Genomic DNA, 24,487 nt, shown 5'->3' with positions numbered 1-24,487 from the left:
TCACCCGATATCCAGACATGAAGCTTCATGACCGTTCATCGACTCTCGCCGGAAATCCTCAGCGCCATGGAAGGCGCCGTCGGCCGAAACGGCATTGCCGCCGAGCCGGCTGGAATGGCGAAATATCTGGGCGATTGGGCCGGCGATTATCGCGGCGAAGCGCTTGCCGTGCTGCGGCCCGGCTCGGCCGGCGAAGTCCAGGCCCTGATGCGCTTGTGCAACGAGCTTGGCGTCGGCGTCATTCCGCAGGGCGGAAACACCGGGCTGGTATCAGGCGCGATCGATAGCAACGGGGGCGACCTGGTTGTCTTAAGCCTGGAGCGGCTGAACGCCATCCGGCAGATCGATGCGGGCAACTTCACGCTGCAAGCCGACGCCGGCTGCGTGCTGCAGACGATCAAGGACGCCTGCGAGGCGCGAGATTGCCTCTTTCCGCTCGCGCTCGGCGCGCAAGGCAGCTGCCAGATCGGCGGCAATGCGGCGACCAATGCCGGCGGCGTCAACGTGCTGCGCTACGGCATGGCGCGCGATCTGATCCTCGGTCTCGAAGTGGTGCTGGCGGATGGCGAGCTGTGGAACGGCTTCTCTGGCCTGCGCAAGAACAACAGCGGCTATGATTTGAAGCAGCTTTTCATCGGCTCGGAAGGCACGCTCGGCGTCATCACGGGTGTCGAGGTCAAGCTGTTTCCGAAGCCGACGCGAACGGAGACCGCCTATCTCGGCCTGGCCTCGTTCGAGGCGGCCGTTGCGCTCTTCAACCAAGCGCGTCGCGACTGCTCGGACCTCATCTCCGCTTTCGAAATCATCGGCGCCGAATGCATCGAGCTTGCCAGGCTGATCGACCCGGCAATGAGAGCGCCGGTCGTCGCGCCCGTCCACGTTCTGATCGAATTGTCATCCAGCGCTGCTATCGACCTCAACAGCTTGCTGGCCGGCCTCCTCGGCGATGCCATGGAAAATGGCCTGGTGACCGACGCGGTTCTCGCCGCGACCACCGCTCAAGCAAAGAATTTTTGGGCGATCCGCGAAGGTCTGGTCGAAGGCCAGGCCAAGCGTGGCTATCATGTACGCACCGATCTGTCGGTGAGGATTTCCGACTTCCCCGGCCTCATCGAAAGAGCCCGCCGCTTCGTCGCCAATGACCATCCCGGCTGGATCCCCCTCGCCTACGGCCACGCCGGCGACGGCAATATCCATTTCAACGTGCTGCCGCCGCTCGGCCTCAGCGCGGCGGAAGCCCGCATGCGAGGCGCGGACGTCACTGCGGGACTCTACGAGATCGCCGTCGGCCTCGGCGGCTCGATCAGCGCGGAGCACGGCATCGGCCGCAGCCGCTGCAAGGAATTCTGGGCCGGGCTTTCGCCGGCGCATCGCCGCATGGTCTCGGCGCTGAAGAGCGCCCTCGACCCCAAGGGCCTGATGAATCCCGGCTGTCTGTTGCCGGCGACGGAGACTTTTCCATGAAGCAAAGACTGGCCGCCATCGGCACTGTCGAGACATTGCCGCACCGGGTCGCCGCCTTCCTCAGCCGCGAGATCGAATCCGGCGAGCTGAACCCCGGCGCGCGCCTGCCGACCGAGCAGGAACTGTCCGAAAAATTCGGCGTCAGCCGCAATGTCGTGCGCGAGGCGATCGCCCAGCTTCGCGCCGACGGCATGATCGAGGCGCGCCAAGGCATCGGCGCCTTCGTGCTGGCGCCGGAACAACGGGCCGCGATCCGCATCGACCGCGAGGCGCTCAAGGACACGCACAACATGGAGCGGCTGTTCGAGCTGCGCTGCATCCTCGAGGCCGAATCGGCAGCGCTGGCAGCGGCGCGCCGCGATCAGGGCCATCTCGATTCGATCAAGGCTGCGCTCGACCGCATGGGCGGCGAGGAGCGTTGGGAAGAAGGCAGCATCGACGCTGATCTGCTCTTCCACCGCGAGATCGCGCGCGCCACCGGCAACAGCTACATCCACACCTTCATCTCGTTCGTTTGCGAGCAGATCCGCCACTCGATCCACTACGCGCGCATGACCAATCCGCTGCACGATCTCGTCGAGATCAATGTCGGCGAGCATGTGCGTATCTATGAGGCTCTGGTGGCGGGCGATCCGGCGGCGGCTGAAGCGGCAATGCGGGCGCACATCGTCGGCGCCGCCAACCGCGTCGGCGTCAGGCTGCCGCTCCAGAAAACCGCTGGAGCGAAATAGCCATGCCGGCAAGCGTCACGCGCATCTCCGACGTCTGCCTTCTGGTGGAAAACATCGAAAGGACGGTCGATTTCTATGTCGAGAAGCTCGGCTTCCGCCTGCGCCGCCGAGCCGAAGGTTTTGCCGACTTCCATGGCGAGGGCGTGACGCTCGCCGCCTGGGAACTCGACCACATCAACCGCTATACCGGCGCGTCGAAGCTGCGATCGCCGCGCCATGCGCACAAGGTCTGCGTCGCGGTACAGCTCGACACGCCTGCCGATATCGACCGGCTGCATGGCGAATTGAGCGCCAAAGGCGTGCCTTTCTACGGCCCACCGGAAAACTACGTCTGGAACGCGCGCTGCGCCTATTTCACCGACCCGGACGACACGCTTTGGGAGCTTTACGCCTGGCTCGACGGCGGCCCTGGCGACTATCACGACGAACAGCCGTAGACGACGCCGCGCTGAAGGGAGCGGCGCCTGAAGAAGAGACGAGAAAAGTCTGCAACAGGAGCGAAAAATGAATGGGAACAGGGACTTCGAATTGAATCGCCGTGCGTTTGTAAAAGGCGGCATCGCAGCCGTTGCGGCCGCGTCTGCCGGCATGCAGCTGGTGCTGACGCCGGGCGCGAAGGCCGCCGGCAAGGTCGTCATCCAGTATGACTGGCTGATGTCCAACGGCCAGATCGGCGACATCGCCGCCGTCGCCAACGGCTATTTCAAGGATGCCGGGCTGGAGGTCGAGTTCAGCCCCGGCGGCCCCAATGCCTCAACCGTGCCCCCGGTGATTTCGGGCGCTGCGCAGCTTGGCCAGTTTTCGGAGACGCCGCAGCTCTACGCCGCGCGCGCCAGCGGCGTGCCGGTGAAGATCATCGCCTGCGGCTTCCGCACCGGTCCTTATGCGCTGACCTCGAAGCCGGCCAAGCCGATCCGCGGCGTCGCCGACCTCAAAGGCAAGAAGATCGGCATCCAGCCGACGGCGCGCTTCGTCATCGACGAGATCCTGGCCAAGAACGGCATCGCCCCCTCAGAAGTGACCATCGTCAATGTCGGTTTCGACAAGGCGCCGCTGGTGCGCGGCGATGTCGACGCGATCGGCGGCTGGATCACCAACACCCAGGCGCTCAGCGTCGTCGGCGAGGACCGCATCGACCTTCTGGTGCGCGATCTAGGGCTGAGCTCCTATGCCGATGTCTATTTCGCCACGGACGCGGCGATCGAGAAGGATCCTGAGACGCTGGCGAAGTTCATCGGGGCGGTCAGCAAAGGCTGGGGTTGGGTGCATGCCAACCCGCAGGAAGCGGTGAAGAAGATGGTCGCCGCCTATCCGGAAATGGACCTCGGCTGGGAGGAAAAGACCGTTAATCTGGTGCTGAAACTCTCCTTTGACGGCGCAACCGCCAAGGACGGCTGGGGCACGTTCGATCCCGCCTCGATCGAGGAGCAATTGGCGCTGCTCGACAAGGTCGGCCAGTATCCGAACGGACGCCCGGCGGCCGCCGATGTCTACACCACCAAGATACTCGAACTCTCGGCCGCCGACCGGCCCAAACTTGACGCGCCCGCCGCGTGACGCCGGACGCGATCCAAGCGCGACAGCTGGATGTCGGCTATGGCGGCCGGCAGGCGGCCGTCAAAGTGCTCGCCGGCCTCGACTTGACCGTCGCGGCCGGTTCCTTCCTGTCGATCCTGGGGCCGTCCGGCTGCGGCAAGTCGACCTTGCTCCGTGTGGTGGCCGACCTGCTCGATCCCCTCGGCGGCACGATTAGCGTGCTTGGCGAGACGCCGCATGTGGTGCGCTCGCGCCGCGATGTTGGCTTCGTCTTCCAGGATTCCACCCTGCTGCCCTGGCGCACCGTACGCGATAATGTGCGCCTGCCGCTTGGCGTCGGCCAGCGCAGCCTGACTCGCAAAATCAAGGACCGCAGCACGGAACTGCTGGAATTGATGGGGCTCGGCGGTCTCGGTGAGCGCCTGCCGCACCAGCTCTCCGGCGGCCAGCGCCAGCGGGTGGCGATCGCGCGTGCCCTGCTCGGCGAACCGAAACTGCTTCTGATGGACGAACCCTTCGGCGCGCTGGATGAGATCACGCGCGACCGATTGAACGACGAGCTGTTGGCGCTCTGGCGGCGCAGCGGCACGACCATCCTGTTCGTCACGCATTCGATTGGGGAAGCCGCCTATCTCGGCGAGCGCGTCATCGTGCTGGCCGCCAATCCCGGGCGCGTCGTCAAGGACCTCGACATGCGGCCCTTCAAGCAGGAAGGCAATCGCTGCAAGCGCGAGGATCCGGCAATCGTCGCCGCCATGGCAGATCTGCGCGTGGCGCTGGAGCGCGCATCGTGAGACAGGCGCCGCTCTCCCCGCAAATGACCGTCGCGCTTCCCGTCCTGGGCGCAGCGTCGATCCTGCTTGCCTGGCAATATCTCCTGCCGCTGCTCGGTGTGCCGGCCTATATCGTGCCGACGCCGACGGCCATCTTCGGCGTCTTCCAGAAGAATTTTGCCCTCCTCATGGACAATCTGAGGCCAACGCTGATCGAGGCGCTGGCCGGTTTCGTCATCGGCAATCTCGCTGCCGTGCTGCTCGCCGTGCTCTTCGTCCACAGCCGCGTCTTGCAGGCCGCCTATTTCCCGATCGTGCTCTTCTTCAACACCATTCCGATCCTGGCGCTGTCGCCGATCATCATCTTGATCTTCGGTCTCGGCATGACGCCGAAGATCGTGATTGCCGCGGTGATCTGCTTCTTCCCGACGCTGGTGAACATGATCCGCGGTCTCGATTCGGCCAGCGACAACGAGCACGAGCTGTTCCGGGTGCTGTCGGCGACGCGCTCCGAGATTTTCTGGAGCCTGCGCCTGCCCCGTGCCCTGCCGATGCTGTTCTCCTCGCTCAGGATTGCCTCGGCCACCGCCGTTATCGGCGCTATCGTTGGCGAATGGATCGGCTCGGACAAAGGGCTCGGCGCGCTAATCATCCAGGCCACCTTCAACTACCAGTCCGACCGGCTCTATGCAGCGATCGTTCTTTCGTCGTCGCTGTCGATCGCGCTGTTCTGCCTGGTGGTTCTTGTTGAACGGCGGATCATCAAATACTGAGCGCTGCCATCGGGGAAACCGGCCGGCGTTCTGCACACGCACGTCGAGTTAGCGATAGCCTTCCGACGCAATCAGCCATTCATCGCGCATTCAACCCGTCTGCGGTAGGATGCGGGCGCACAACCAAACCGGGAGACAATTCGTGCTAAAAACTTTTCACGTCTCGATCCGAACGATGCTGGCCTTCATATGTCTGGCCGGCCTGGTCGCCGCGGCGTCCGCCCTGTTCCCCGCCACCGCGTCGGCGCAGCAGCTGCGGCGATGCGCCAATGAAGGCGGCGTATGCCGCCTGCCCTACCCCACTGAAGTGGTCTATGGCGCGCGGGGTCGAATGACCTCCCGGTTTTTCGACCGTCCCGTCGTCCGTTGCTCGAATCGCGTTTTTGGCGATCCCGCGCCCGGCCGCGAAAAGGCTTGTTATTTCGTGGCCCGCGGTCGTGGCGGCTATGGCGGTGACAACAACTACGGCGACGACGATTACGGCCAGCGCCCCGACCGCGGCGAATGGGTCGCCTGCGCCAAGGAGGGCGAGTTCTGCGACTTCCGAGGCCGTGCCGTCGTCAGATACGGCGCACGCGGCCGGTACGCGCAGGACGTCTTCAGGAACGGCGTCAACTGCAGCAACGACTCCTTTGGCGATGATCCTGCGCCCGGCGCTCATAAAAACTGCTACGTCAGGCAGTAGCGGCCTGAACAAAGCTGCGACAAGGTGGCGGGCTTGAAAGGGCCGCCACCGGTTTATACGGCCAGAACACGTGCCGACCGACGAGAACAAAGGGCTGCAGTGGACCTACATGCCGGTCAATCTGGCGTGTGCCGCCGACGAGCACCGCCGCAAAGGCCGAAAGCTGTTCGGCCGGGAACGCAACGAAACCAAAGTTGAAACCCGGCGGCGAAACAAGTCGAAACCGAAATTCGATGGACAAGCTAAGTGCTTGAAGAGAATGGCGCGAGTGACGGGGCTCGAACCCGCGACCTCCGGCGTGACAGGCCGGCACTCTAACCGACTGAGCTACACCCGCGCACTGACGAGCACGTGTCAGGCGTGTTCGTCGTTGGGGCGCTGGATAAGGGGTTCGTTTGCGGGTGTCAAGCGCGGCATTCAAGCATAACAGCAAACAGGAGAAGGTTTTTTGACAGCGGCGCTGGAGCGGGGGAAATCCGCACTGCGGGTCGGCGTGTCCACTGTTCATTTGGCCTTGCGAATGCGGCCCTAACTGCTTAAAGGTCCGCGCTCGAGCGGGCGATTAGCTCAGTTGGTAGAGCGCTTCGTTTACACCGAAGATGTCGGCGGTTCGAGCCCGTCATCGCCCACCAGTCCGCTGAACAAGTTGATGCAGAACGGTGGGAACTGCCTATCGTTGGCTCCTAAGAGGCATGATTTCGAGTTGACCAGTACCTGGCAGCCTTTCGCCCAGTGGTGTCAGCTTGCCGTTTCCGCCTTCTCCACCGCGCGAACGTCGCAGCAGGTTTGCCAACTGAGGTCTTTGGTCCCGGAACCATTCCAATCTTGTCCCGTTCAGCCCACGGGCGAAAAAGACGGAGTTCAAGATGGCTGTGAGATGCCGCATTTCGATTGATGACGCCAGGGATGTGGACGAGCTCGTTTTCCAGGAATTGCCGCGAGTTGGCGAAAGCGTGTCGATGCCGGTCGAAGGATCGAGCCAGGACCTTCGCGTCTTGCGCGTGGTGCATATGCCCGGCAGCGGGCAAGATGCGACGACAATGCTGGAACTGACCAGCAGGATTCTCTAGCGCTGTCCGAGTCCGATTCGGGGAATCATTCGCCCACGACTATGCCGGAAGCTACAATCTGGGCCGTCCGTTCGGTCAGCTTCTGCCGCTTTGTAAGCGTGGGCTTTTCGTAGGTCTTCTTCATGTCGCGCTCCGAGGCGGGTGCTCTCGCTGCCGAACAGCAAACGCGCTCGCTGCGGTTGCGTTCCGAGCGGAAGCCACGGAGGTAGTGTGGGAATCGGTCGGATTCGAACTTCAAAGATATCGTGCAAGTTCCGGCTTTGCCGAAATCAATCGAGAAATCATCTCTTTGGATGTCGCGGCAGGCGCCGTTCCGTCGGTTCTCCGTCGCTCGTGGAATTGGGTCGCCAATGTGTAGGCAGCACTGCGCAGGAAGAGGATCGACCCCGCGCGCGGCGGCATGGCGTGGTGGAAAATCGCGGGAAGGATGATAGCCGCGCCAAGCCCGGCAAGGCCTAGGATCCATCCTTCGAAGTACCATATGCCGGAGACCGCTCCTGTCAGCTCGATGAAGCAAAAGCCCATGAGGCCTCTCAACCAGGACGGGGTGATGCTGTCCTGGTACGACGCCGCCAAGCCCAGAGAGCCGCTCTGCGCAGCCATGCAGGCCGCCGTCTCGGCGAGAGTCGCAACGAATGAGAGGCATTTCCCGCCAAGCATTGCACCGATCACCAGCGCAACCCATAGCATCGCGCTCTCCCGTCCTTACGCCCTGGCGAGCAGCGCCTCGACCTCCTTGAGGGTCGGCATGGACGGCGCGGTGCCGGGGCGGGTCACTGAGATGCCGGCGACCGCGCAGGCGAAGCGCACGGCCTCCAGCGGCTCGACGCCTTTTGCCAAAGCGGCGGCGAGACCGCCGTTGAAGGCATCGCCCGCGCCTGTTGTTTCGACCACCGGACCGGCGCTGACCGCTCCGACATGTTCGGAGCGGTCCTTGGTGTGTAGCAGCGCGCCCTTTTCTCCGAGCGTCACGATGACGGCGCCGACGCCCTCGGCCAGCAAAGCGTCGGCGGCGCGGCGGGCATCGTCGACCGACGACACCTTGATGCCGGTCAGCCCCTCGGCCTCGGTCTCGTTGGGCGTGACATAGTCGCAGAGCGTGTAGATGCGGTCGGGCAGGCTGGCGGCCGGCGCCGGGTTGAGGATGGTCGTCACCCCTGCCTCGCGCGCGATCTCGAGCGCTTTCAACGCAGCCTCGATCGGCTGTTCGAGCTGGGTGACGAAGACGCCGGCGGACCGGATGAGTGCGGCATGCGCCTCGATGTCTGCAGGCGAGATCAGCATCGCCGCGCCCGGGCTGACGATGATGGCATTGTTGCCGGTGCCTTCCTCGACGAAGATATAGGCCGCCCCCGTATAGCTGTCCGGCGTGTCGATGACGGCGCTTTTCACGCCTGCATCCCTCCAGGTGTGCTTGGCCATGTCGGCAAAGGCATCGACGCCAAGCCTGGTCAAGAAAGTGATGTCGGCGCCAAGTTTGCCTGCCGCGACCGCCTGGTTCGAGCCCTTGCCGCCCGGTCCGAGCTTGAACGAATTGCCGAGGATGGTCTCGCCCATGCGCGGCTGACGGTCGGCGCGATAGGCGGTGTCGGCGACGAACACACCCAGGATGACAACAGGCTTGGCGGCAGCCATGTCCCTACTCCGCATCCGGCGGCACGACGCCCTTGCGGAAGGCAAAGCAGCCATAGAAGCGGCGCTCGCCGGTCTGGATCACGCAATAGGCCTTCTTGGATCGTTCGTAGAAGGCGTAGCGCTCGATCGAGATCATCGGCCAGGGCTTGCCCTCGGCCGCGTCGATCTCCTTCTGGACCTCCTTTTGCACCGGCGGGATCTCATTCGGCTTGCCGACGATCTCCATGCGCGCCGCCGCATCGTTGACGAACGTATCCAGCGGATAGAGCGACAGCACCGCCTTCACCACGTCGGCCGCCGGCGCATCGATGCGCAAGAGCTTGCCGAGCACCGTCTGCCGCGCCACCGAATCGGACGGGAAATTGGTGTCGGCGATGATCAGGTCGTCGCCATGGCCCATCGCCCGCAGCGCCTGGAGCACATCGGCATTGAGCAGCGGATTGATCCCTTTGAGCATGGTTCCCTCTTGGAAGTCTGTGTGCGATCTGGAGCAATTCCAGAAAAGTGTGAGCGGTTTTCCGTCCGGAATTGCGTGAAGCTCTAAAGACGCTTGCCGGTTCCGGCGTCGAAGAGGTGGACTTGGTCGAGTCGGGGTCTGAGCTTCAGCGTGTCGCCAGGTTTGAAGTCGTGGCGCTCGCGAAACAGCGCCACCATCTCGCCCTCGCCGAAGCGCACGAACACCAGGGTCTCCGAGCCGGTCGGCTCGACGACCGAGATCTTGGCCTCGACGCCGTCGGGATGTATCTCCAGGTGCTCCGGGCGCACGCCGTAGACGACGGCCTGACCGTCCTCGCCGGCACTGTTGGCGGGCATCGGTGTGCCGGCAATGTCGACGACCGGCCTCTCGCCCTTCCTCACAGTGCCCTTGAGCAGGTTCATCGCCGGCGAGCCGATAAAGCCGGCGACAAACAGATTGGCGGGCCGGTCGAACAGTTCGAGCGGCGCGCCGATCTGCTCGATGCGGCCGTCGCGCATGACCACGATCTTGTCAGCCATGGTCATGGCCTCGATCTGGTCGTGGGTGACGTAGATTGTCGTGGTCTTCAGCCGCTGGTGCAGTTCCTTGATCTCGGTGCGCATCTGCACGCGCAACTTGGCGTCGAGGTTGGAGAGCGGCTCGTCGAAAAGAAACACTTGCGGATTGCGCACGATGGCGCGGCCCATGGCGACGCGCTGGCGCTGACCGCCCGAAAGCTGGCGCGGGTAGCGTTTGAGATAGGGCGCGAGGTCGAGGATGTCGGCGGCGCGCTTGACACGTTCGGCGACGACAGCCGGATCGGTGCCGCGCAGCTTCAGCGCGAAGGCCATGTTCTGCTCCACCGTCTTGTGCGGGTAGAGCGCGTAATTCTGGAACACCATGGCGATGTCGCGCTTGGCCGGCGGCAGATTGTTGACGACGCGGTCGCCAATCGAGATCGTGCCGCCGGAAACCGTTTCCAGCCCGGCCACCATCCTGAGCAGCGTGGACTTGCCGCATCCTGAAGGGCCGACCAGCACGACGAACTGCCCATCGGCAATATCGACGCTGACCTCATGCAGGACCTTGACGGTCCCGAACGCCTTGGCCACACTGCTGATCGCGACTTGAGCCATCGTCTCCCCTTTATCTTTTGATCTTTTGCGGTGAAGCTAGCCATTGCCAAGGGCAACGGCAAGTCGGTACCTTATAGATAAAAAGCCAATCTTGTTGACAAGGTAATCGATTACGCGAAATAGTGGCGAGTGCCAATCCGACGCAGGCCTGTTACCCTGAGATCGGAGCTTCGGCGACGCAGGGTGGGGTCCCACGTCCCCGTATGATCGAGGAGAACCGAGAGACGTTTCCACGTCCGAGAGATTGGCACTTCAATTCAATCGCTGTTGTTCTGGGAGGAACCTGTAGATGAGAGTCGACCTGTACGAAAAACTGATGCGCGCCGGCGCCAGCCGCCGCGATGTGCTGAAGGGCGCGGCCTCGATGGCCGCAATCGCCGCCGCCTCCGGCGCCGGGCTCGGCGCGCTGACGCGGCCTGCCGCGGCCGATGACAGCCTGCGGGCGAAGATCCTGCAGATTCCAGGCGTCGGCAAAGGCCAGCCGACCGACGCCGACTTCCAGAAGGTCGGCGAGCTCTGCCTCGAAGCGACCAAGGCCAATGTCAAGGAGGGCGAGTTCGCCGGCGTTGAGCTGACCTTCATGGGCCTCAACAACCAGAACCTGCACAACGTGCTGTTCCGCGGCTTCCTGAAGCCGTGGGAGGCCTATACGGGCGCCAAGATCAGCTGGATCGACCTTGCCCAGGCTGACTACAACGCCCGCCTGCAGCAGTCGATCGCCACCGGCACCGTCGACTTCGACGTCATCGAGATGGGCGCACCCTTCGAAGGCGATGTCTGCGGCAAGGGCTTGACCTCGGAAATGCCCGACTGGGTGAAGAAGCAGATCGACTTCGACGACCTGGTCAACTATCTCAAGCCGCCGGTCGGCACCTGGAACGGTAAGCAGTATCGCGTGACCATCGACGGCGACGCGCACAATTTCAACTACCGCACCGACGTGTTTTCCGACTCCGAGCTGGCTGCAGCCTGGAAGGCGGACAGCGGCGACAAGGCAGGCCTGACGGAGTGGGGTGTGCCCAAGACCTGGCAGCAGGTCCAGGCTGTCACCAAGTTCCTGAAGGGCAAGAAATTCAAGGGCCAGGACATCTATGGCTATCTCGACGCTCCCAAACCCTGGGGCGGTTTCGGCTTCTATTTCCTCGGCAGCCGCGCTACCGCCTATGCCAAGCATCCCGATGACAAGGCCTGGCTGTTCGACGCCGACACGATGAAGCCGCGCGTCAACAATCCGGCCTGGGTGCGCGCCATCCAGGACGTCATCGACGCCCTGCCATCCGAACCCGCCGACCAGATCAACGCCGATCCGAACACGACCGCCTTCCAGCAGTTCCTGGCCGGCACCGGCTCGATGATCCCCTGGTGGGGCGACGTCGGCTCCAATGTGAAGACCAATGACTCCTCGGTCATCGGCGACGTCACCGGCTTCTCGATCCTGCCGGGCTCCGACGACGTCTATAACTCCAAGACCGGCAAGTGGGACAAGCTCGCCAGCGGCCCGAACTATGCGCCGAACTGCGCCTATCTCGGCTGGGGCGTCTATGTCATGGCCCGCGTCGATTCCGACGAGAAGAAGAAGAAGGCCGCATGGTCGGCCGCCGCGCATCTCGGCGGCAAGGACCTGTCGCTGTGGTGCGCGGCCTATCCTTCCGGCTTCCAGCCCTATCGGAACAGCCATTTCAACATTCCGGAATGGGTGGCGGCCGGCTATGACGAGGCGTTCATCAGCTCGTACCTGAAGTCCGAAGCCGACAGCTACAACCATCCGAACGCGGCGATCGAGCCGCGCATCCCCGGCATCTTTCAGTATTACAGCGCCGCCGAGGACATCCTTGCCAACACCTTCGCCGGCAAGATGAAGGCACAGGAAGGCGCCGACGCCATCGCCGCTGCCTGGGAAAAGCTGACCGACCAGATCGGCCGCGAGAACCAGGTCAAGCTCTACAAAGCCTCGCTCGGCATGTAGGCTGTCTCGATCAAGTCGCGGCCCGGCGACACCTCGTCGCCGGGCCGCATCTTGACCGGCATCGCCCGGTCACTTGCGCAAAAAGGGATAAGCGTGGCTGAGCAGACTTCGACCGCGAATGCGTGGCCGGCAAATCCGGCCGACCTGATCCCGGCAGGCCGAAAGCGCCTCGGCTGGGGCCTGCTGGCCGCAGCCACGCTCGGCTTGCTGGCGATCATCGTCGTGCAGATCCTCTACAAGACCGAGATGTCCACGGTCGGCTTCGACACCTGGCGCCCTGTGGTCTACGCCTACATCTTGTGGGGCGCGGCGCTCGGCGCCTGGCAGGTGCTGACGCGCGGCGAGGACGGGCAGCGCGCGCTGTTCCTTTTGCCGGCGCTGCTTTTCACCATCGCCATGGTGATCTTCCCGACGCTGTTCGGCTTCTACATCGCGCTGACCGACTGGAACCTCAGTTCGTTTACCGGACGCAGGTTCAATGGCCTCGACAATTTCTGGCAGATGCTGGCCGACCCCTATTACCGCAACGCTCTGCTCAATATGGTGCTCTATGTGCTTGCGGTTCTGGTCGAATATGTCGTCGCCTTCGGCCTGGCGCTGCTGCTCAACGCGCAGATCCGCGCCCGCAAATTCTTCCGTGTCGTCTTCCTTTTGCCGCTGATGCTGTCGCCGGTTGCCGTGTCCTGGATGGTCGGCAAATCGCTGATGGAATACCGCTTCGGGCCGGCGGCAACGCTGGCGCGCCATCTCGGCTGGGACAATCCCGCCTTCTTCTCCGATCCGATCACAGCCCGCATCTCGATCATGATGCTCGACGCCTGGACCTTCATCCCGTTCATGATGATCATGCTGCTTGCCGGCCTGCAGGCGATGTCGCGCGAGGTGCTTGAAGCCGCCCGCGTCGACGGCGCGACCGCGTGGCAAACCTTCTGGCAGGTCACCTTCCCGCTGATGCTGCCGGTGTCGGTGACGGCCGTGATCCTGCGCATCATCTTCAAGCTGAAGCTCGCCGACATCATCATCACGCTGACCTCCGGCGGCCCCGGCGGCGCTACCGACTCCGTATCGAGCTTCATCTACCGCGAATATCGCGACCGCTCGAATGTCGGCTACGGCACAATGCTCGCCATGGCCTATCTGATCATCATCGTCGTGTTCGTGACTTGGCTGCTGAAAGTCGCCAGTCGCTTCGTGCGCAACGTCAACTGAGCGGCACCATGAGCGTCCAGACCACCGACTACACCGTTTCCGAGATCCGCTCGCCGGCGGCCTTCATCACCAGCCGCGTCTTCATCTACGGCGCGCTTGTCTTCTGGGCTTTCGTCTGCCTGTTCCCGATCTACTGGACGATCACCACCTCGTTCAAATCGGCGGTCGACGTCACGCAGGGCCATCTCATCCCCTTCGTCGACTTTACGCCGGACTGGAAGGGCTGGCGCTCGCTCGGCCTGTCGCCGGATTCGATCTTCCAGACCTCGACCGTGCGCGACGAATTCTTCAAGCGCTTCATGAACTCGGTCATCACTTCGGTCGGCGCGTCGGCTCTCGCCATCATCATCGGCAGCCTCGCCGCCTATGGCCTTGTCCGCTACCGCTACAAATTCGCATGGTTCAGGAACGAGGACATCTCCTTCTTCTTCCTGTCGCAGCTGATCCTGCCGCCGGTCGTGCTGGCGCTCCCCTTTCTTGTGCTCTACCGCGAAGTTGCCCTTCTCGATACGCGCATCGGGCTCGTGCTGCTCTACACGCTGATGGTGCTGCCGATCGTCATCTGGATCATGCGCGACCAGTTCAACTCCATTCCGGTGGAATTGGAGGAGGCGGCCTTGGTCGACGGGCTGTCGATCTGGGGCGCCTTCTTCCGCATCGTCATGCCGATCGCGCTGCCGGGCATGGTCGCCGCTTTCATCCTGGCGATGGTGCTGTGCTGGAACGAGTATTTCTTCGCCGCGCTGCTGACATCGACCGACGCCAAGACAATCCCCGTCATGGTGGCGAGCCAGACCGGCTCGCAAGGCATCAACTGGTGGTCGATGGCGGCTCTGGCCACCGCCGCGATCGCGCCGCTGGCGATCATCGGCATCGCGCTCGAGCGCTACCTGATCATGGGCATGACGGCCGGCTCGGTGAAGTAGCTGGCGCGCCTTTCCTTCTCCCCCTGTGGCAGAAGGTGGATCGGCGCGCAGCGCCGAGACGGATGAGGGATGTTCCAGCGGAGTGAGACGCTGGCGTTCCCTGGAGCACCCCTCATCCGTCGCCTTCGGCGACACCTTCTCCCACAAGGGGGAGAAGGGGGAGCTAGGCCTGCAGGATCGCCCTTAAATGATCAAGGATCATGGCGACGCCGACCTTGCCGAGGCCCGCCGAGGCCTCCGCTGCGTCTTTCGTGTACCAGCCGGTGTTGTCGGCGAAATGCTTCTCGTCCACGGCCTCGGAGCATAGCGCCAGCATCAGCGAGGTTTCGCCTTTGCCGGCATGGTCGAACGGGTATTTGCCGTTCATCGCCGCCGGCATCAGCGGATGCACTTGCACCCAGTTGAAGACATTCTCGCCCTGGGCGTGGCCGGCATAGTAGTCGGCCATGGTGTTCGACCCCCACCAGCCCTCGCCGCGCTCCTTTTCCAGGAAACGGAAGATCGCCTGGCGGCCGGCAGTCTTGAAGGCGAGGTCGGTCGGCATGCCGGCCACGAAATTCTCGGTCTGGTGGTGGATGATGGCGTGGATGTTGCGGAAGCCGATGCGCAGCAGCCCGTAGAACAATTCCTCCGCGAATGGCGAAAGCACCGGACCGCCGACCTGCACCGAGCCGCTGCCTTCGGGCGCCGCCACCGCATAGCTTGCCGCGCCGTAATAGAAGGGCGGCAGGATGACGAGGTCCCTCTCTTTCTCGATCAACTCCACCGTCTTGATGACGGCTAAAGTATCCATGCCGACCGCCATGTGCTCGCCATGGTATTCGAGCACGCCGAGCGGCAGCACGACCGGCCAGTTCTCCTCGATCGCCTTGCGGATCTGGTGCGGCAGCATGAGCTCGTAGCGCATCCCTTACTCCATATTGGTGTGCCTGGCGCGCATGGCTTCCGGCGTCGCATTGGTCTGCGCCTGGAGCTTCAGCACCATGATCTCGAACAAAAGGAACAGCGCGCCTTCGAACAACGAGCCCATCGGCAGCACCGAGGTCCTTGCCGCGCCCTGGTCGCTGGCCATGGTCTGGGCCGGAATGACGAGCGTGAAGTCGGCGAGTTTCGCCGCGCTGCCTTTCGGTTCGGCCGTCAGGAGCAGCACCTTCGCGCCGGCCGCGCGGGCGACCCGCATCAAGGTCAGCACTGTGGTGGTTTCCCCCGGCCCTGAACTCGCCAGGAAGACGTCTCCCTGCCCCAGCGGCGGCGTGCTCATGTCGCCGACCACCGAGACCGGCAGGCCGAGATGGTAAAGCCGCATGGCAAAACCCTTCACCTGCAGCGCCTCGCGGCCGCAGCCATAGACGGCGATCCTGCCGGCGCTGGCCAGCATTGCGCAGGCGGCGTCGATCCGGGCTTCATCTGTGCGCGCCAGCACCGCGCCAAGCTCGTCCAGCGCGGTCGCGAACATCTCTGATCCGGCTTGCGTCATTGAGATCCACCTGGGCTAGTCGCGGACTGTCTTGCGAGGCGACGACTGGCCGCGCGTTTTCCGGCGAAAGGCTTGTTTTTGTTCATGCTATCACCGCGAAAATCGCTGTCCAACGAGCCTCGGCACTTTTGCTGGGCCACCAGCGTGATAGTGTCATGTCAGACAAATCACTCCGGGACATCGTCAGACATGAAGACACGGCATTTCGACCGCAGCGGCAATGGCGGCATCACCTTCACGGAACTGGGCTTCGGCGCCGCGCCGCTAGGCAATCTCTATCGCGCCGTCTCCGACGAGGACGCCAATGCTACCCTGGAAGCGGCCTGGACGGCCGGTTGCCGTTACTTTGACACGGCGCCGCTTTACGGCCTCGGCCTCTCCGAAACCCGCCTCAACCCGTTCCTGCGCGGCAGGAAGCGGGACGACTATGTGCTGTCGAGCAAGGTCGGCCGCATCATGCGCGTCGCCCCGCCGGACCAGCGCACCGGCATCGGCAAGTTCTTCGAGACACCGTCGCGCCGCGAAGTCTACGACTACTCCTATGACGGCGTCATGCGCTCCTTCGAGGCCTCGCTGGAACGTCTGGGCGTCGACCGCATCGACATTCTCTTCGTCCACGACGTCGACATCTTCACCCATGGCAGCAAGGAAGCCTCGGATGCCCGCATCGCGGAGTTCATGTCGTCCGGCTATTACGGACTGCTTTCGCTGCGTGACCAGGGCGTGATCAAGGCTTTCGGCGGCGGCATCAACGAGTGGCAGGTCGCGCAGACGCTCGCCGAGCGCGGCGACTTCGACCTGTTCCTGCTCGCCGGCCGCTACACGCTGCTCGAACAGGAAGCGCTGCAGTCCTTCCTGCCGCTTTGCCAGAAGCGCGGCATCGGCATCGTGCTGGGCGGCCCCTACAATTCCGGCGTGCTGGCGACCGGGCCGAAGCCTGGCGCCTTCTACAATTACAGCGAGGCGCCGAAGGAGATCCTCGATCGCGTGGCGCGCATCGAGGCCGTCTGCAAGCGCCACAACGTGCGCCTGATCGAGGCGGCGCTGCAATTCCCGCTGCAGCATCCTTCGGTGATGTCGGTGATCCCCGGCGGCCAGCGGCCGGCCGAGGTCGAAAGCAACCGCGCGCTGCTCGACACCAAGATACCGGCTGCACTCTGGGCGGATTTGAAGCAGGAAGGCCTGTTGCGCGCCGACGCGCCGACGGCCTGAGCAATTCCAGGAAAAAGTGCCGGCTGCCTATCACCTGAAAAAGAAAAGCCGGGCAAGCCCGGCTTTTCTGCTCTTAAAGAAAAAGGTCTTAGTTGACCGCGTCCTTGAGGCCCTTGCCGGCCGAGAACTTCGGCACGGTGCGTGCCGGAATCTTCACTTCCGCGCCGGTCTGCGGATTGCGGCCGGTCGAAGCAGCGCGTTTTGACACGGTGAAATTTCCGAAGCCGACAAGCCGGACATCGCCGCCCTTCTTCAGTTCGCCAGTGATCACGGAGAACACCGCATCGACGGCCGACTGAGCATCAGCCTTCGAAATGCTTGCGGAGTCGGCGACAGCGGACACCAGTTCGTTCTTGTTCATAAAAATTCCCTTCCATGAGAAAACCGGAACTACGACTCATCCGGCAGGAAACGGACTTTAGAAAGAAGCGTTCCGGAACCCAAGCCCAAAAACCGCGGAATTCCGGGCTTTTTTGCATTTTTTTGTGGCTTTTTCACATGAAAAAGCCGGGCTCGAAGCCCGGCTCTCTCTTTGTGCACTGCAACCTTAACTTTTGTTAGTGCGCGAGCGACTTTCCGGCATCGTCGCCGCTGTCGACCGGAGCCGGCGCATTAACCGGCTCGACCCACTCGATCGGCTCCGGCATCCGGGTGAGCGCGTGTGCGAGTACCTCGCCGACCCGCGAGACCGGAACGATCTCCATGCCGTTCTTCACATTGTCCGGAATGTCCGCCAGATCCTTGACGTTCTCTTCCGGGATCAGGACCTTCTTGATGCCGCCGCGCAATGCCGCGAGCAGCTTCTCCTTCAGGCCACCGATCGGCAGGATGCGGCCACGCAGCGTGATCTCGCCGGTCATCGCAACATCGGCCCGGACCGGGATACCCGTCAGCACCGACACGATAGCCGTGGCCATCGCGGCGCCAGCGGACGGACCGTCCTTCGGGGTCGCTCCTTCCGGCAAGTGGACGTGGATGTCGCGCTTGTCGAACAGCGGTGGCTCGATGCCGAAATCGATCGCCCGGGAGCGGACATAGGAAGCCGCCGCGGAGATCGATTCCTTCATCACGTCGCGCAGATTGCCCGTCACCGTCATGCGGCCCTTGCCGGGCATCATGACGCCTTCGATCGTCAGCAGCTCGCCGCCGACTTCCGTCCAGGCAAGACCCGTGACCACGCCGACCTGATCGTCGGCCTCGACCTGGCCGAAGCGGAAGCGCGGCACGCCAAGATAATCGGCGAGGTTTTCCGCCGTGATCTTCACCGTCTTCTTCTTCGTCCGCAGGATCTCGGTAACCGCCTTGCGCCCGAGCTTCATCAGCTCGCGCTCCAGGCTGCGCACGCCGGCTTCCCGCGTGTAGGTCTGGATGATGCCGCGGATCGCGTCCTCGCCGACCGAGAATTCGTTCGGCTGCAGCGCATGATCACGGATCACCTTGGGCATCAGGTGACGCTTGGCGATCTCGATCTTCTCGTCCTCGGTGTAACCGGCGATGCGGATGATCTCCATGCGGTCCATCAAAGGCGCAGGGATGTTCAGCGTGTTCGCCGTCGTCACGAACATCACGCTCGACAGGTCGTATTCGACCTCGAGGTAATGGTCCATGAACGTCGAGTTCTGCTCCGGATCGAGCACCTCGAGCAAGGCCGATGACGGATCGCCGCGGAAGTCCTGGCCCATCTTGTCGATCTCGTCGAGCAGGAAGAGCGGGTTGGACTTCTTGGCCTTCTTCATCGACTGGATGACCTTGCCGGGCATCGAGCCGATATAGGTCCGCCGGTGACCGCGGATCTCGGCCTCGTCACGCACGCCGCCGAGCGCCATGCGGATGAACTCGCGGCCGGTCGCCTTGGCGATCGACTTGCCGAGCGAGGTCTTGCCGACGCCCGGCGGTCCGACGAGGCACAGGATCGGCCCCTTGATCTTCTTCTGGCGGCTCTGCACGGCGAGATACTCGACGATGCGCTCCTTGACCTTGTCGAGGCCGAAATGATCGGCGTCGAGCACGTCCTGCGCATAGTTCAGGTCCTGCTTGACCTTGGAGTTCTTGCCCCACGGAATCGACAGCAGCCAGTCGAGATAGTTGCGAACCACCGTCGATTCAGCCGACATAGGCGACATCGAGCGGAGCTTCTTCAATTCGGCTTCCGCCTTCTCGCGGGCCTCCTTGGAAAGCTTGGTCTTCTTGATGCGCGCCTCGATCTCGGCGGCCTCGTCGCGGCCGTCCTCGCCCTCGCCGAGTTCCTTCTGGATCGCCTTCATCTGCTCGTTGAGGTAGTACTCGCGCTGTGTCTTCTCCATCTGGCGCTTGACGCGCGAGCGGATCCGCTTCTCGACCTGGAGCACGGAGATCTCGGCTTCCATGAAGCCCATCGCCTTCTCCAGACGCTCCTTCACGGAAAGCGTGGCAAGCATCTCCTGCTTCTCGGGGATCTTGATGGCGAGATGCGAGGCAACCGTATCGGCGAGCTTGGAATAGTCGTCGATCTGGCTGGCGGCACCAACCACCTCGGGCGAGATCTTCTTGTTCAGCTTGACGTAATTCTCGAAGTCGGTGACGACCGAGCGGGCAAGCGCCTCGATCTCGACCTCTTCCTCTTCCGGCTCGGCGAGCGCGGTGGCGCGGGCCTCATGGAAATCGGCGCGGTCGGTGAACGAGACGATCTTGGCGCGCGAGGCGCCCTCGACCAGCACCTTCACGGTGCCGTCGGGCAGCTTCAAGAGCTGCAGCACATTAGCGAGCGTGCCGATGTCGAAAATCGCATCGGGTTCAGGATCGTCGTCGGCTGCATTCATCTGGGTGGCGAGCAGGATCTGCTTCTCCTGACCCATCACCTCTTCCAGCGCCTTGATCGACTTTTCACGGCCCACGAAGAGCGGAACGATCATATGCGGGAACACGACGATATCGCGCAGTGGGAGGACTGCGAAAACGCCGTCGCCGGAAGCCTTGGATATCTTGGCCATTGTCCAACCTTTCATGTCGCGGCCGCTTATTTTAGCCAACCGCGAATCTCATATTAACGACCGAGTGTCGTTCCGCCTACCACCGTTTGTGACGGGAGTTTTACAGCACAGAATTCGGCGCCTCGGCCTTCTGCTGTTAGGTGGATGCAGCCGGGGCAAAGATCAAGGGTTAACACGGTCGCTCGACCCGTTCCATCGCATATCCCCGCCCCGTTGACAGCAAAACGGCGCCACGCGGGCGCCGTTCCATGAAAATGACGGGTCCAGTGCCATTCAGGCGCTGACATTGCCCTTCTTTTCCTTCTGCTCGGAATAGATGTAGAGCGGCCTTGCGTTGCCTGACACCACCTCTTCCGAAATTACCACTTCGCGCACGCCCTCCAGCGCCGGAAGCTCGAACATCGTATCGAGCAGGATGGCCTCCATGATGGAGCGCAGGCCGCGCGCGCCGGTCTTGCGCTCGATGGCGCGCTTGGCGATCGCCGACAGCGCGTTCTCATGGAACGTCAGGTCGACATTCTCCATCTCGAACAGCCGCTGATACTGCTTGACCAGCGCGTTCTTCGGCTCGGTCAGGATCTGGATCAGCGCCGGCTCGTCGAGGTCTTCAAGCGTCGCCAGAACCGGCAGACGGCCGACGAATTCCGGGATCAGGCCGAATTTCAGCAGATCTTCGGGCTCGACCTGGCGGAACAGGTCGCCGGTGCGCCGATCCTCGGGCGAGGCAACGGTCGCGCCGAAGCCGATCGAGGTCTTGCGGCCGCGGTCGGAGATGATCTTGTCGAGGCCCGCGAAGGCGCCGCCGCAGATGAACAGGATGTTGGCGGTGTCGACCTGCAGGAATTCCTGCTGCGGATGCTTGCGGCCGCCCTGCGGCGGCACCGAAGCGACCGTGCCTTCCATGATCTTCAAGAGCGCCTGCTGCACGCCCTCGCCCGACACGTCGCGGGTGATCGAGGGATTGTCCGACTTGCGCGAGATCTTGTCGATTTCGTCGATATAGACGATGCCGCGCTGGGCGCGCTCGACATTGTAGTCGGCCGACTGCAACAGCTTCAGGATGATGTTCTCGACATCCTCGCCGACATAGCCGGCTTCGGTTAGCGTCGTGGCGTCGGCCATGGTGAACGGCACGTCGATGATGCGGGCAAGCGTCTGCGCCAGCAGCGTCTTGCCGCAGCCGGTCGGGCCGATCAAAAGGATGTTCGACTTCGCCAGCTCGACGTCGTTGTTCTTGCCGGCATGCGCGAGGCGCTTGTAGTGGTTGTGCACCGCCACCGACAGCACGCGCTTGGCGTAGGGCTGGCCGATGACGTAGTCGTCGAGGACCTTGAGGATCTCCTGCGGGGTCGGCACGCCCTCGCGCGACTTCACCATTGAGGTCTTGTTCTCCTCGCGGATGATGTCCATGCAGAGCTCGACGCATTCGTCGCAGATGAAGACGGTCGGGCCGGCAATCAGCTTGCGGACTTCGTGCTGGCTCTTGCCGCAAAACGAGCAGTAAAGCGTGTTCTTGGAGTCACCGCCGTTATTGCCGACCTTGCTCATTTTTCTGTCCTTTCACCAACGCCCGCCGGTGGTCTGGCTTTCAGTGACGTCTCACCAATCTATCGCGGGAATCCGCCACCGCCAGTGTCCCGGCTCACACAGCGCATTCCTTACGAAACACGAAATCAGAAACGCGGCAATGATTCGCTGCAACCCCATTCAAAGCTAAGCCGTCGAAAATCAACATAGCCTTAACGTAGGCAATCGCAACGCCTGAGGGAACAGCCAAATGTGGCCGAAATGCCGCAAGCCGCGCCAAAACCGCGTTATGCTGTCATTTGCTGCCGAAATCAGGCTGAAGCCGTGGCTGTCTCGACGGCCTCGCGGCTCGAGATGACCTTGTCGATCAGACCGAAATCCCGGGCTTCGTCCGCGGTCATGAAATGGTCGCGGTCGAGCGTCCGCTCGATCTCGTCATAGCTCTTGCCGGTATGCTTGACATAGACCTCGTTCAAGCGGCGCTTCAGCTTGATGATGTCCTGCGCATGACGTTCAATGTCCGACGCCTGACCCTGGAAGCCGCCGGACGGCTGATGGACCATGATCCGGGCGTTCGGCGTGGCGAAACGCATGTCCTTGTGGCCAGCGGTTAGAAGCAGCGACCCCATCGAAGCTGCCTGGCCGATGCAGAGTGTCGACACGGCCGGCTTGATGAACTGCATGGTGTCGTAGATCGCCATGCCCGAGGTGACGACGCCGCCCGGCGAATTGATATAGAGGTTGATTTCCTTCTTGGGATTCTCCGCCTCGAGGAACAAAAGCTGTGCACAAACCAGCGTCGCCATCCCGTCCTCGACCGGGCCGGTGATGAAGATGATGCGTTCCTTCAGGAGGCGCGAGAAAATGTCATAGGCGCGCTCGCCGCGATTGGTCTGCTCGACCACCATCGGAACGAGGTTCATGTAGGTTTCAACGGGGTTCTTCATGGACTACCCTTGTTGGAGATGGATTTCCGGCACCTTGGTATGCGGGCAATGGCGCGGAATCGTTCTGGATCGGTTATGACCTAAATAGGATGCCGGCTCACCCTAGCGCAAGGCCGCCTCTCCTAGCCATCTGGTTAAGTCGAGTAAAGCGCTGCAGGCCGGAGAAACATGGCCGATTTGATCGCCCGAGACGGCTTCGGTCCTGGTTGGCCGGACGAAGCCATCCGCAAGGTAGCACTTCCTTAACCGCGCCGCTTAACGAAAAGCCTTGAAATCACTGTCCGACCCCGGACCTTCCGCTACAGTCCTGCGTTGTGAAGGCGTCCTTTTTCAACGGGGGAATGTCATGATCCGCAAACACTCCGCATCGCTGGCGACGGTCGCGATGCTTGCCAGCGTCTCAGGAACCGCCGCTGGTGGCCGCGCGCTCGAATGCTACGAGCCGATCCACAGGCAGGCGCTCTATGACACCGTCTACGAGGATGTGATGGTGAGCCCCGGCGGACAGGTGGTCGATTACGACGCGCCGATCTTCGGCACCTATCAAAGCGTGGACCCGATCGCGCCGCCGCGCGTCACCTATGAGACCGTGCCGGCGGTGACACGCACGGTCTACCACACGGTCAAGGTGGACGATGGCGGCTATGCCTGGGAGTGGCGCGTCATCCATGGCCGCAAGGTGCTGTGCAAGGTCTGGCGCAAGGCCCGCTATGCGCGTGTGGCGGAAACGGTCGTGGTCCAGCCGGAGCGCGTCCGGCGCGTCGTTCAGCCGGCGGAATATGAAGCGGTTGCCCACGAAGTGCTGGTGCGGCCGCAGCAAGTCCGCATCCGGGAAATCCCGCCCTCATACGCGACGGTGGCGCGCCGGGTGGTGGTGCGGGAAGGTTCGACAAGCTGGCGACGGGTGCATATCCCACGACATTGCGTCGATTAGGGTTGACCGGAGTTTTCGCAGCCGCGCACAGGAAGCGGGTTTTCGGCATTTCGCCTGCGCTACCCTATGGTAGCTTCGACATCGAAGCAGCGCGGGCGCGCCAAGAAACTGCCGGGAATGCGAAGAATGCGGCCTTCAGACATCCCCGTTGTCGGCGTTCTGCTCGCCGGCGACCGCTCGTATCCGAGCTTCGGCTCTTTCTGCGGGGCGATCGCAGAGCAGGGCTACCGGGACGGTGAAACCATCCGGATCGAGCCTCGCTTTGCCGATGGGTATCTCGATCGCCTTCCAGCCCTTGCCGGCGAGCTTGTTCAGTGCGGAGCCGAGATTATCGTCGCCATTGGGGACGTGAGCTACTGGGCTGCTCGCGAGGCGGCGCCCGATCTGCCAATCGTCTTTGCCGTCGTGCTCGATCCGGTATCGGCGAAAATCGTCCAGAACGTCGAGTGGCCCGGCGGCCGCACGACGGGATGCTCGAATTTCGACCCAGGTCAGATCCGCGAGCAAGTGCGAATGTTGAAGCAGGTGGCGCCGAACCTGAGGCGCCTGGCGATTTTGGGCGACGCGGGGGTTCCAGACATCCTGCCGAAACTCTCAAAAGCAGCGGCCGAAGCGGAAGGCCTCGACATTTGCGTTCACCTGCTTGGCAGCGAGGAAGACCTGGAGGCTGGTTTCGCCGCCTTCGCGGCCGCCGAGGCGGACGGACTGCTGTGCCTGGAGGTTCCGCGAACCACGACTTACGGGGCCAGGATCGTCGGGATGGCGAACGCTGCGCGGCTGCCGGCCGTTTTCGGCAGGGACCACGCGAGGTACGGTCCGCTGCTGGCCTATGGCACGAGCCTGGCGTTTGCCGCGCGCCGGACGGCCAGCCAGGTCGCCATGATCCTCGAGGGAGCCGACGCCGGCGCGCTTGCAGTCGAATATGTCCGCCGGCCCGAGTTGATCGTCAATTTGAACGCTGCGCGCAAAATAGCAGTCACATTGCCCGACAGCTTGCTTCGGTTGGCCACCGAAATCGTCGGGTAGCTGTCGGGATGCTCCATTCGGCGGCAGTTCGCCA

26 protein-coding genes and 2 tRNA genes are annotated in these 24,487 nt (G+C 62.9%); 15 read left to right on the top strand and 13 right to left on the bottom strand.

Annotated features, from left to right (window positions below):
• Positions 1 to 27 precede the first annotated feature (27 nt).
• The 7 genes from CK230_RS18110 to CK230_RS18080 all read left to right on the top strand — a co-directional run bounded on the left by CK230_RS18110 (position 28) and on the right by CK230_RS18080 (position 5,962).
• The gene (locus CK230_RS18110; RefSeq protein WP_245429968.1) at positions 28 to 1,464 is read left to right on the top strand and encodes an FAD-binding oxidoreductase; all 1,437 of its coding nucleotides are present in this window, start codon (positions 28 to 30) and stop codon (positions 1,462 to 1,464) included.
• Complete coding sequence (locus CK230_RS18105) at positions 1,461 to 2,195, top strand: FadR/GntR family transcriptional regulator (protein WP_095818514.1); 735 nt, start codon at positions 1,461 to 1,463, stop codon at positions 2,193 to 2,195. The genes CK230_RS18110 and CK230_RS18105 overlap by 4 nt, the downstream gene beginning before the upstream one ends.
• Before the next feature lie 2 nt (positions 2,196 to 2,197).
• On the top strand, positions 2,198 to 2,632 hold the full coding sequence (locus CK230_RS18100; protein ID WP_176480138.1) for a VOC family protein: 435 nt from the start codon (positions 2,198 to 2,200) through the stop codon (positions 2,630 to 2,632).
• A gap of 67 nt (positions 2,633 to 2,699) precedes the next feature.
• A complete protein-coding gene (locus CK230_RS18095; RefSeq protein WP_176480137.1) occupies positions 2,700 to 3,752 on the top strand; it encodes an ABC transporter substrate-binding protein in 1,053 nt (350 codons plus the stop codon).
• The gene (locus CK230_RS18090; RefSeq protein ID WP_095818512.1) at positions 3,749 to 4,525 is read left to right on the top strand and encodes an ABC transporter ATP-binding protein; all 777 of its coding nucleotides are present in this window, start codon (positions 3,749 to 3,751) and stop codon (positions 4,523 to 4,525) included. Before CK230_RS18095 ends, CK230_RS18090 begins: the two co-directional genes overlap by 4 nt.
• On the top strand, positions 4,522 to 5,277 hold the full coding sequence (locus CK230_RS18085) for an ABC transporter permease (RefSeq protein WP_095818511.1): 756 nt from the start codon (positions 4,522 to 4,524) through the stop codon (positions 5,275 to 5,277). The genes CK230_RS18090 and CK230_RS18085 overlap by 4 nt, the downstream gene beginning before the upstream one ends.
• 142 nt (positions 5,278 to 5,419) lie before the next feature.
• The gene (locus CK230_RS18080; RefSeq protein ID WP_348629163.1) at positions 5,420 to 5,962 is read left to right on the top strand and encodes a hypothetical protein; all 543 of its coding nucleotides are present in this window, start codon (positions 5,420 to 5,422) and stop codon (positions 5,960 to 5,962) included.
• Here CK230_RS18080 and CK230_RS32540 read toward each other — a convergent pair.
• Together CK230_RS32540 and CK230_RS18075 are read right to left on the bottom strand one after the other, a co-directional pair.
• Positions 5,952 to 6,203, bottom strand: coding sequence for a hypothetical protein (locus tag CK230_RS32540; RefSeq protein WP_141246056.1), 252 nt, complete (start codon positions 6,201 to 6,203; stop codon positions 5,952 to 5,954). The genes CK230_RS18080 and CK230_RS32540 overlap by 11 nt on opposite strands.
• 19 nt (positions 6,204 to 6,222) lie before the next feature.
• Positions 6,223 to 6,299 (bottom strand) — tRNA-Asp (locus CK230_RS18075).
• 219 nt (positions 6,300 to 6,518) lie between these two features.
• Between CK230_RS18075 and CK230_RS18070 the strand changes: the two genes are divergently transcribed.
• Together CK230_RS18070 and CK230_RS18065 are read left to right on the top strand one after the other, a co-directional pair.
• A tRNA-Val gene (locus CK230_RS18070) sits at positions 6,519 to 6,594 on the top strand.
• A gap of 234 nt (positions 6,595 to 6,828) precedes the next feature.
• Positions 6,829 to 7,032, top strand: a complete 204-nt coding sequence (locus tag CK230_RS18065) for a hypothetical protein (RefSeq protein WP_095818509.1) — start codon at positions 6,829 to 6,831, stop codon at positions 7,030 to 7,032.
• Positions 7,033 to 7,057: 25 nt separating this feature from the next.
• On the opposite strand, the gene CK230_RS33445 is transcribed toward CK230_RS18065, so the two are convergent.
• The 5 genes from CK230_RS33445 to ugpC all read right to left on the bottom strand — a co-directional run bounded on the left by CK230_RS33445 (position 7,058) and on the right by ugpC (position 10,260).
• Positions 7,058 to 7,156 carry a putative RiPP precursor gene (locus CK230_RS33445; RefSeq protein ID WP_210201486.1) on the bottom strand — a complete coding sequence of 33 codons (99 nt, stop codon included), beginning with the start codon at positions 7,154 to 7,156 and terminating at the stop codon, positions 7,058 to 7,060.
• Between the two features lie 110 nt (positions 7,157 to 7,266).
• Entirely contained in the window at positions 7,267 to 7,722 is a 456-nt protein-coding gene (locus tag CK230_RS18055) for a hypothetical protein (RefSeq protein ID WP_095818507.1), read from the bottom strand.
• A gap of 15 nt (positions 7,723 to 7,737) precedes the next feature.
• Entirely contained in the window at positions 7,738 to 8,667 is a 930-nt protein-coding gene (rbsK, locus tag CK230_RS18050; protein WP_095818506.1) for a ribokinase, read from the bottom strand.
• 4 nt (positions 8,668 to 8,671) lie between these two features.
• Positions 8,672 to 9,124, bottom strand: coding sequence for an RbsD/FucU family protein (locus tag CK230_RS18045; RefSeq protein ID WP_095818505.1), 453 nt, complete (start codon positions 9,122 to 9,124; stop codon positions 8,672 to 8,674).
• 83 nt (positions 9,125 to 9,207) lie between these two features.
• Entirely contained in the window at positions 9,208 to 10,260 is a 1,053-nt protein-coding gene (gene ugpC / locus CK230_RS18040) for a sn-glycerol-3-phosphate ABC transporter ATP-binding protein UgpC (protein WP_095818504.1), read from the bottom strand.
• A 289-nt stretch (positions 10,261 to 10,549) separates the two neighbouring features.
• On the opposite strand from ugpC, the gene CK230_RS18035 reads away from it, so the two are divergent.
• The 3 genes from CK230_RS18035 to CK230_RS18025 all read left to right on the top strand — a co-directional run bounded on the left by CK230_RS18035 (position 10,550) and on the right by CK230_RS18025 (position 14,361).
• Positions 10,550 to 12,226, top strand: a complete 1,677-nt coding sequence (locus CK230_RS18035) for a sugar ABC transporter substrate-binding protein (RefSeq protein WP_095818503.1) — start codon at positions 10,550 to 10,552, stop codon at positions 12,224 to 12,226.
• 93 nt (positions 12,227 to 12,319) lie between these two features.
• Positions 12,320 to 13,435, top strand: coding sequence for a sugar ABC transporter permease (locus CK230_RS18030; RefSeq protein ID WP_095818502.1), 1,116 nt, complete (start codon positions 12,320 to 12,322; stop codon positions 13,433 to 13,435).
• An 8-nt stretch (positions 13,436 to 13,443) separates the two neighbouring features.
• Entirely contained in the window at positions 13,444 to 14,361 is a 918-nt protein-coding gene (locus CK230_RS18025) for a carbohydrate ABC transporter permease (protein ID WP_042644446.1), read from the top strand.
• Positions 14,362 to 14,524: 163 nt separating this feature from the next.
• On the opposite strand, the gene CK230_RS18020 is transcribed toward CK230_RS18025, so the two are convergent.
• The gene (locus CK230_RS18020) at positions 14,525 to 15,268 is read right to left on the bottom strand and encodes a creatininase family protein (RefSeq protein ID WP_095818501.1); all 744 of its coding nucleotides are present in this window, start codon (positions 15,266 to 15,268) and stop codon (positions 14,525 to 14,527) included.
• 3 nt (positions 15,269 to 15,271) lie between these two features.
• On the bottom strand, positions 15,272 to 15,838 hold the full coding sequence (gene hxlB, locus CK230_RS18015) for a 6-phospho-3-hexuloisomerase (protein WP_095818500.1): 567 nt from the start codon (positions 15,836 to 15,838) through the stop codon (positions 15,272 to 15,274).
• A 189-nt stretch (positions 15,839 to 16,027) separates the two neighbouring features.
• Here hxlB and CK230_RS18010 point away from each other — a divergent pair, with 189 nt between their 5' ends.
• Positions 16,028 to 17,050, top strand: coding sequence for an aldo/keto reductase (locus CK230_RS18010; protein WP_095818499.1), 1,023 nt, complete (start codon positions 16,028 to 16,030; stop codon positions 17,048 to 17,050).
• 88 nt (positions 17,051 to 17,138) lie between these two features.
• Here the strand turns inward: CK230_RS18010 and hupB are convergent, their stop codons facing one another.
• From hupB to CK230_RS17990, 4 genes are all read right to left on the bottom strand, one after another.
• A complete protein-coding gene (gene hupB / locus CK230_RS18005; protein ID WP_027166452.1) occupies positions 17,139 to 17,411 on the bottom strand; it encodes a DNA-binding protein HupB in 273 nt (90 codons plus the stop codon).
• A gap of 196 nt (positions 17,412 to 17,607) precedes the next feature.
• On the bottom strand, positions 17,608 to 20,019 hold the full coding sequence (lon, locus tag CK230_RS18000; protein ID WP_095818721.1) for an endopeptidase La: 2,412 nt from the start codon (positions 20,017 to 20,019) through the stop codon (positions 17,608 to 17,610).
• Between the two features lie 273 nt (positions 20,020 to 20,292).
• Positions 20,293 to 21,567 carry an ATP-dependent Clp protease ATP-binding subunit ClpX gene (gene clpX, locus CK230_RS17995; RefSeq protein WP_040969491.1) on the bottom strand — a complete coding sequence of 425 codons (1,275 nt, stop codon included), beginning with the start codon at positions 21,565 to 21,567 and terminating at the stop codon, positions 20,293 to 20,295.
• Between the two features lie 290 nt (positions 21,568 to 21,857).
• Complete coding sequence (locus CK230_RS17990) at positions 21,858 to 22,493, bottom strand: ATP-dependent Clp protease proteolytic subunit (RefSeq protein ID WP_095818498.1); 636 nt, start codon at positions 22,491 to 22,493, stop codon at positions 21,858 to 21,860.
• 346 nt (positions 22,494 to 22,839) lie between these two features.
• Here CK230_RS17990 and CK230_RS17985 point away from each other — a divergent pair, with 346 nt between their 5' ends.
• Both CK230_RS17985 and CK230_RS17980 read left to right on the top strand, forming a co-directional pair.
• On the top strand, positions 22,840 to 23,427 hold the full coding sequence (locus CK230_RS17985; protein ID WP_095818497.1) for a hypothetical protein: 588 nt from the start codon (positions 22,840 to 22,842) through the stop codon (positions 23,425 to 23,427).
• 66 nt (positions 23,428 to 23,493) lie between these two features.
• Complete coding sequence (locus CK230_RS17980; RefSeq protein WP_095818496.1) at positions 23,494 to 24,453, top strand: ABC transporter substrate-binding protein; 960 nt, start codon at positions 23,494 to 23,496, stop codon at positions 24,451 to 24,453.
• Positions 24,454 to 24,487: the final 34 nt, after the last annotated feature.

The organism is Mesorhizobium sp. WSM3859 (genome assembly GCF_002295065.1).
Taxonomy (GTDB): domain Bacteria; phylum Pseudomonadota; class Alphaproteobacteria; order Rhizobiales; family Rhizobiaceae; genus Mesorhizobium.
Note: the sequence above shows the minus strand (reverse complement) of the source record. Positions and strands in the feature narration are given on the sequence as shown.

Bases quoted from the DNA above. Each gene is read 5' to 3' on its own strand.
- CK230_RS18110 (WP_245429968.1), top strand. From the start codon at position 28: ATGACCGTTCATCGACTCTCGCCGGAAATCCTCAGCGCCATGGAAGGC.
- CK230_RS18105 (WP_095818514.1), top strand. From the start codon at position 1,461: ATGAAGCAAAGACTGGCCGCCATCGGCACTGTCGAGACATTGCCGCAC.
- CK230_RS18100 (WP_176480138.1), top strand. From the start codon at position 2,198: ATGCCGGCAAGCGTCACGCGCATCTCCGACGTCTGCCTTCTGGTGGAA.
- CK230_RS18095 (WP_176480137.1), top strand. From the start codon at position 2,700: ATGAATGGGAACAGGGACTTCGAATTGAATCGCCGTGCGTTTGTAAAA.
- CK230_RS18065 (WP_095818509.1), top strand. From the start codon at position 6,829: ATGGCTGTGAGATGCCGCATTTCGATTGATGACGCCAGGGATGTGGAC.
- CK230_RS33445 (WP_210201486.1), bottom strand. From the start codon at position 7,156: ATGAAGAAGACCTACGAAAAGCCCACGCTTACAAAGCGGCAGAAGCTG.
- CK230_RS18055 (WP_095818507.1), bottom strand. From the start codon at position 7,722: ATGCTATGGGTTGCGCTGGTGATCGGTGCAATGCTTGGCGGGAAATGC.
- rbsK (WP_095818506.1), bottom strand. From the start codon at position 8,667: ATGGCTGCCGCCAAGCCTGTTGTCATCCTGGGTGTGTTCGTCGCCGAC.
- CK230_RS18045 (WP_095818505.1), bottom strand. From the start codon at position 9,124: ATGCTCAAAGGGATCAATCCGCTGCTCAATGCCGATGTGCTCCAGGCG.
- ugpC (WP_095818504.1), bottom strand. From the start codon at position 10,260: ATGGCTCAAGTCGCGATCAGCAGTGTGGCCAAGGCGTTCGGGACCGTC.
- CK230_RS18035 (WP_095818503.1), top strand. From the start codon at position 10,550: ATGAGAGTCGACCTGTACGAAAAACTGATGCGCGCCGGCGCCAGCCGC.
- CK230_RS18025 (WP_042644446.1), top strand. From the start codon at position 13,444: ATGAGCGTCCAGACCACCGACTACACCGTTTCCGAGATCCGCTCGCCG.
- CK230_RS18020 (WP_095818501.1), bottom strand. From the start codon at position 15,268: ATGCGCTACGAGCTCATGCTGCCGCACCAGATCCGCAAGGCGATCGAG.
- hxlB (WP_095818500.1), bottom strand. From the start codon at position 15,838: ATGACGCAAGCCGGATCAGAGATGTTCGCGACCGCGCTGGACGAGCTT.
- CK230_RS18010 (WP_095818499.1), top strand. From the start codon at position 16,028: ATGAAGACACGGCATTTCGACCGCAGCGGCAATGGCGGCATCACCTTC.
- hupB (WP_027166452.1), bottom strand. From the start codon at position 17,411: ATGAACAAGAACGAACTGGTGTCCGCTGTCGCCGACTCCGCAAGCATT.
- lon (WP_095818721.1), bottom strand. From the start codon at position 20,019: ATGGCCAAGATATCCAAGGCTTCCGGCGACGGCGTTTTCGCAGTCCTC.
- clpX (WP_040969491.1), bottom strand. From the start codon at position 21,567: ATGAGCAAGGTCGGCAATAACGGCGGTGACTCCAAGAACACGCTTTAC.
- CK230_RS17990 (WP_095818498.1), bottom strand. From the start codon at position 22,493: ATGAAGAACCCCGTTGAAACCTACATGAACCTCGTTCCGATGGTGGTC.
- CK230_RS17985 (WP_095818497.1), top strand. From the start codon at position 22,840: ATGATCCGCAAACACTCCGCATCGCTGGCGACGGTCGCGATGCTTGCC.
- CK230_RS17980 (WP_095818496.1), top strand. From the start codon at position 23,494: ATGGTAGCTTCGACATCGAAGCAGCGCGGGCGCGCCAAGAAACTGCCG.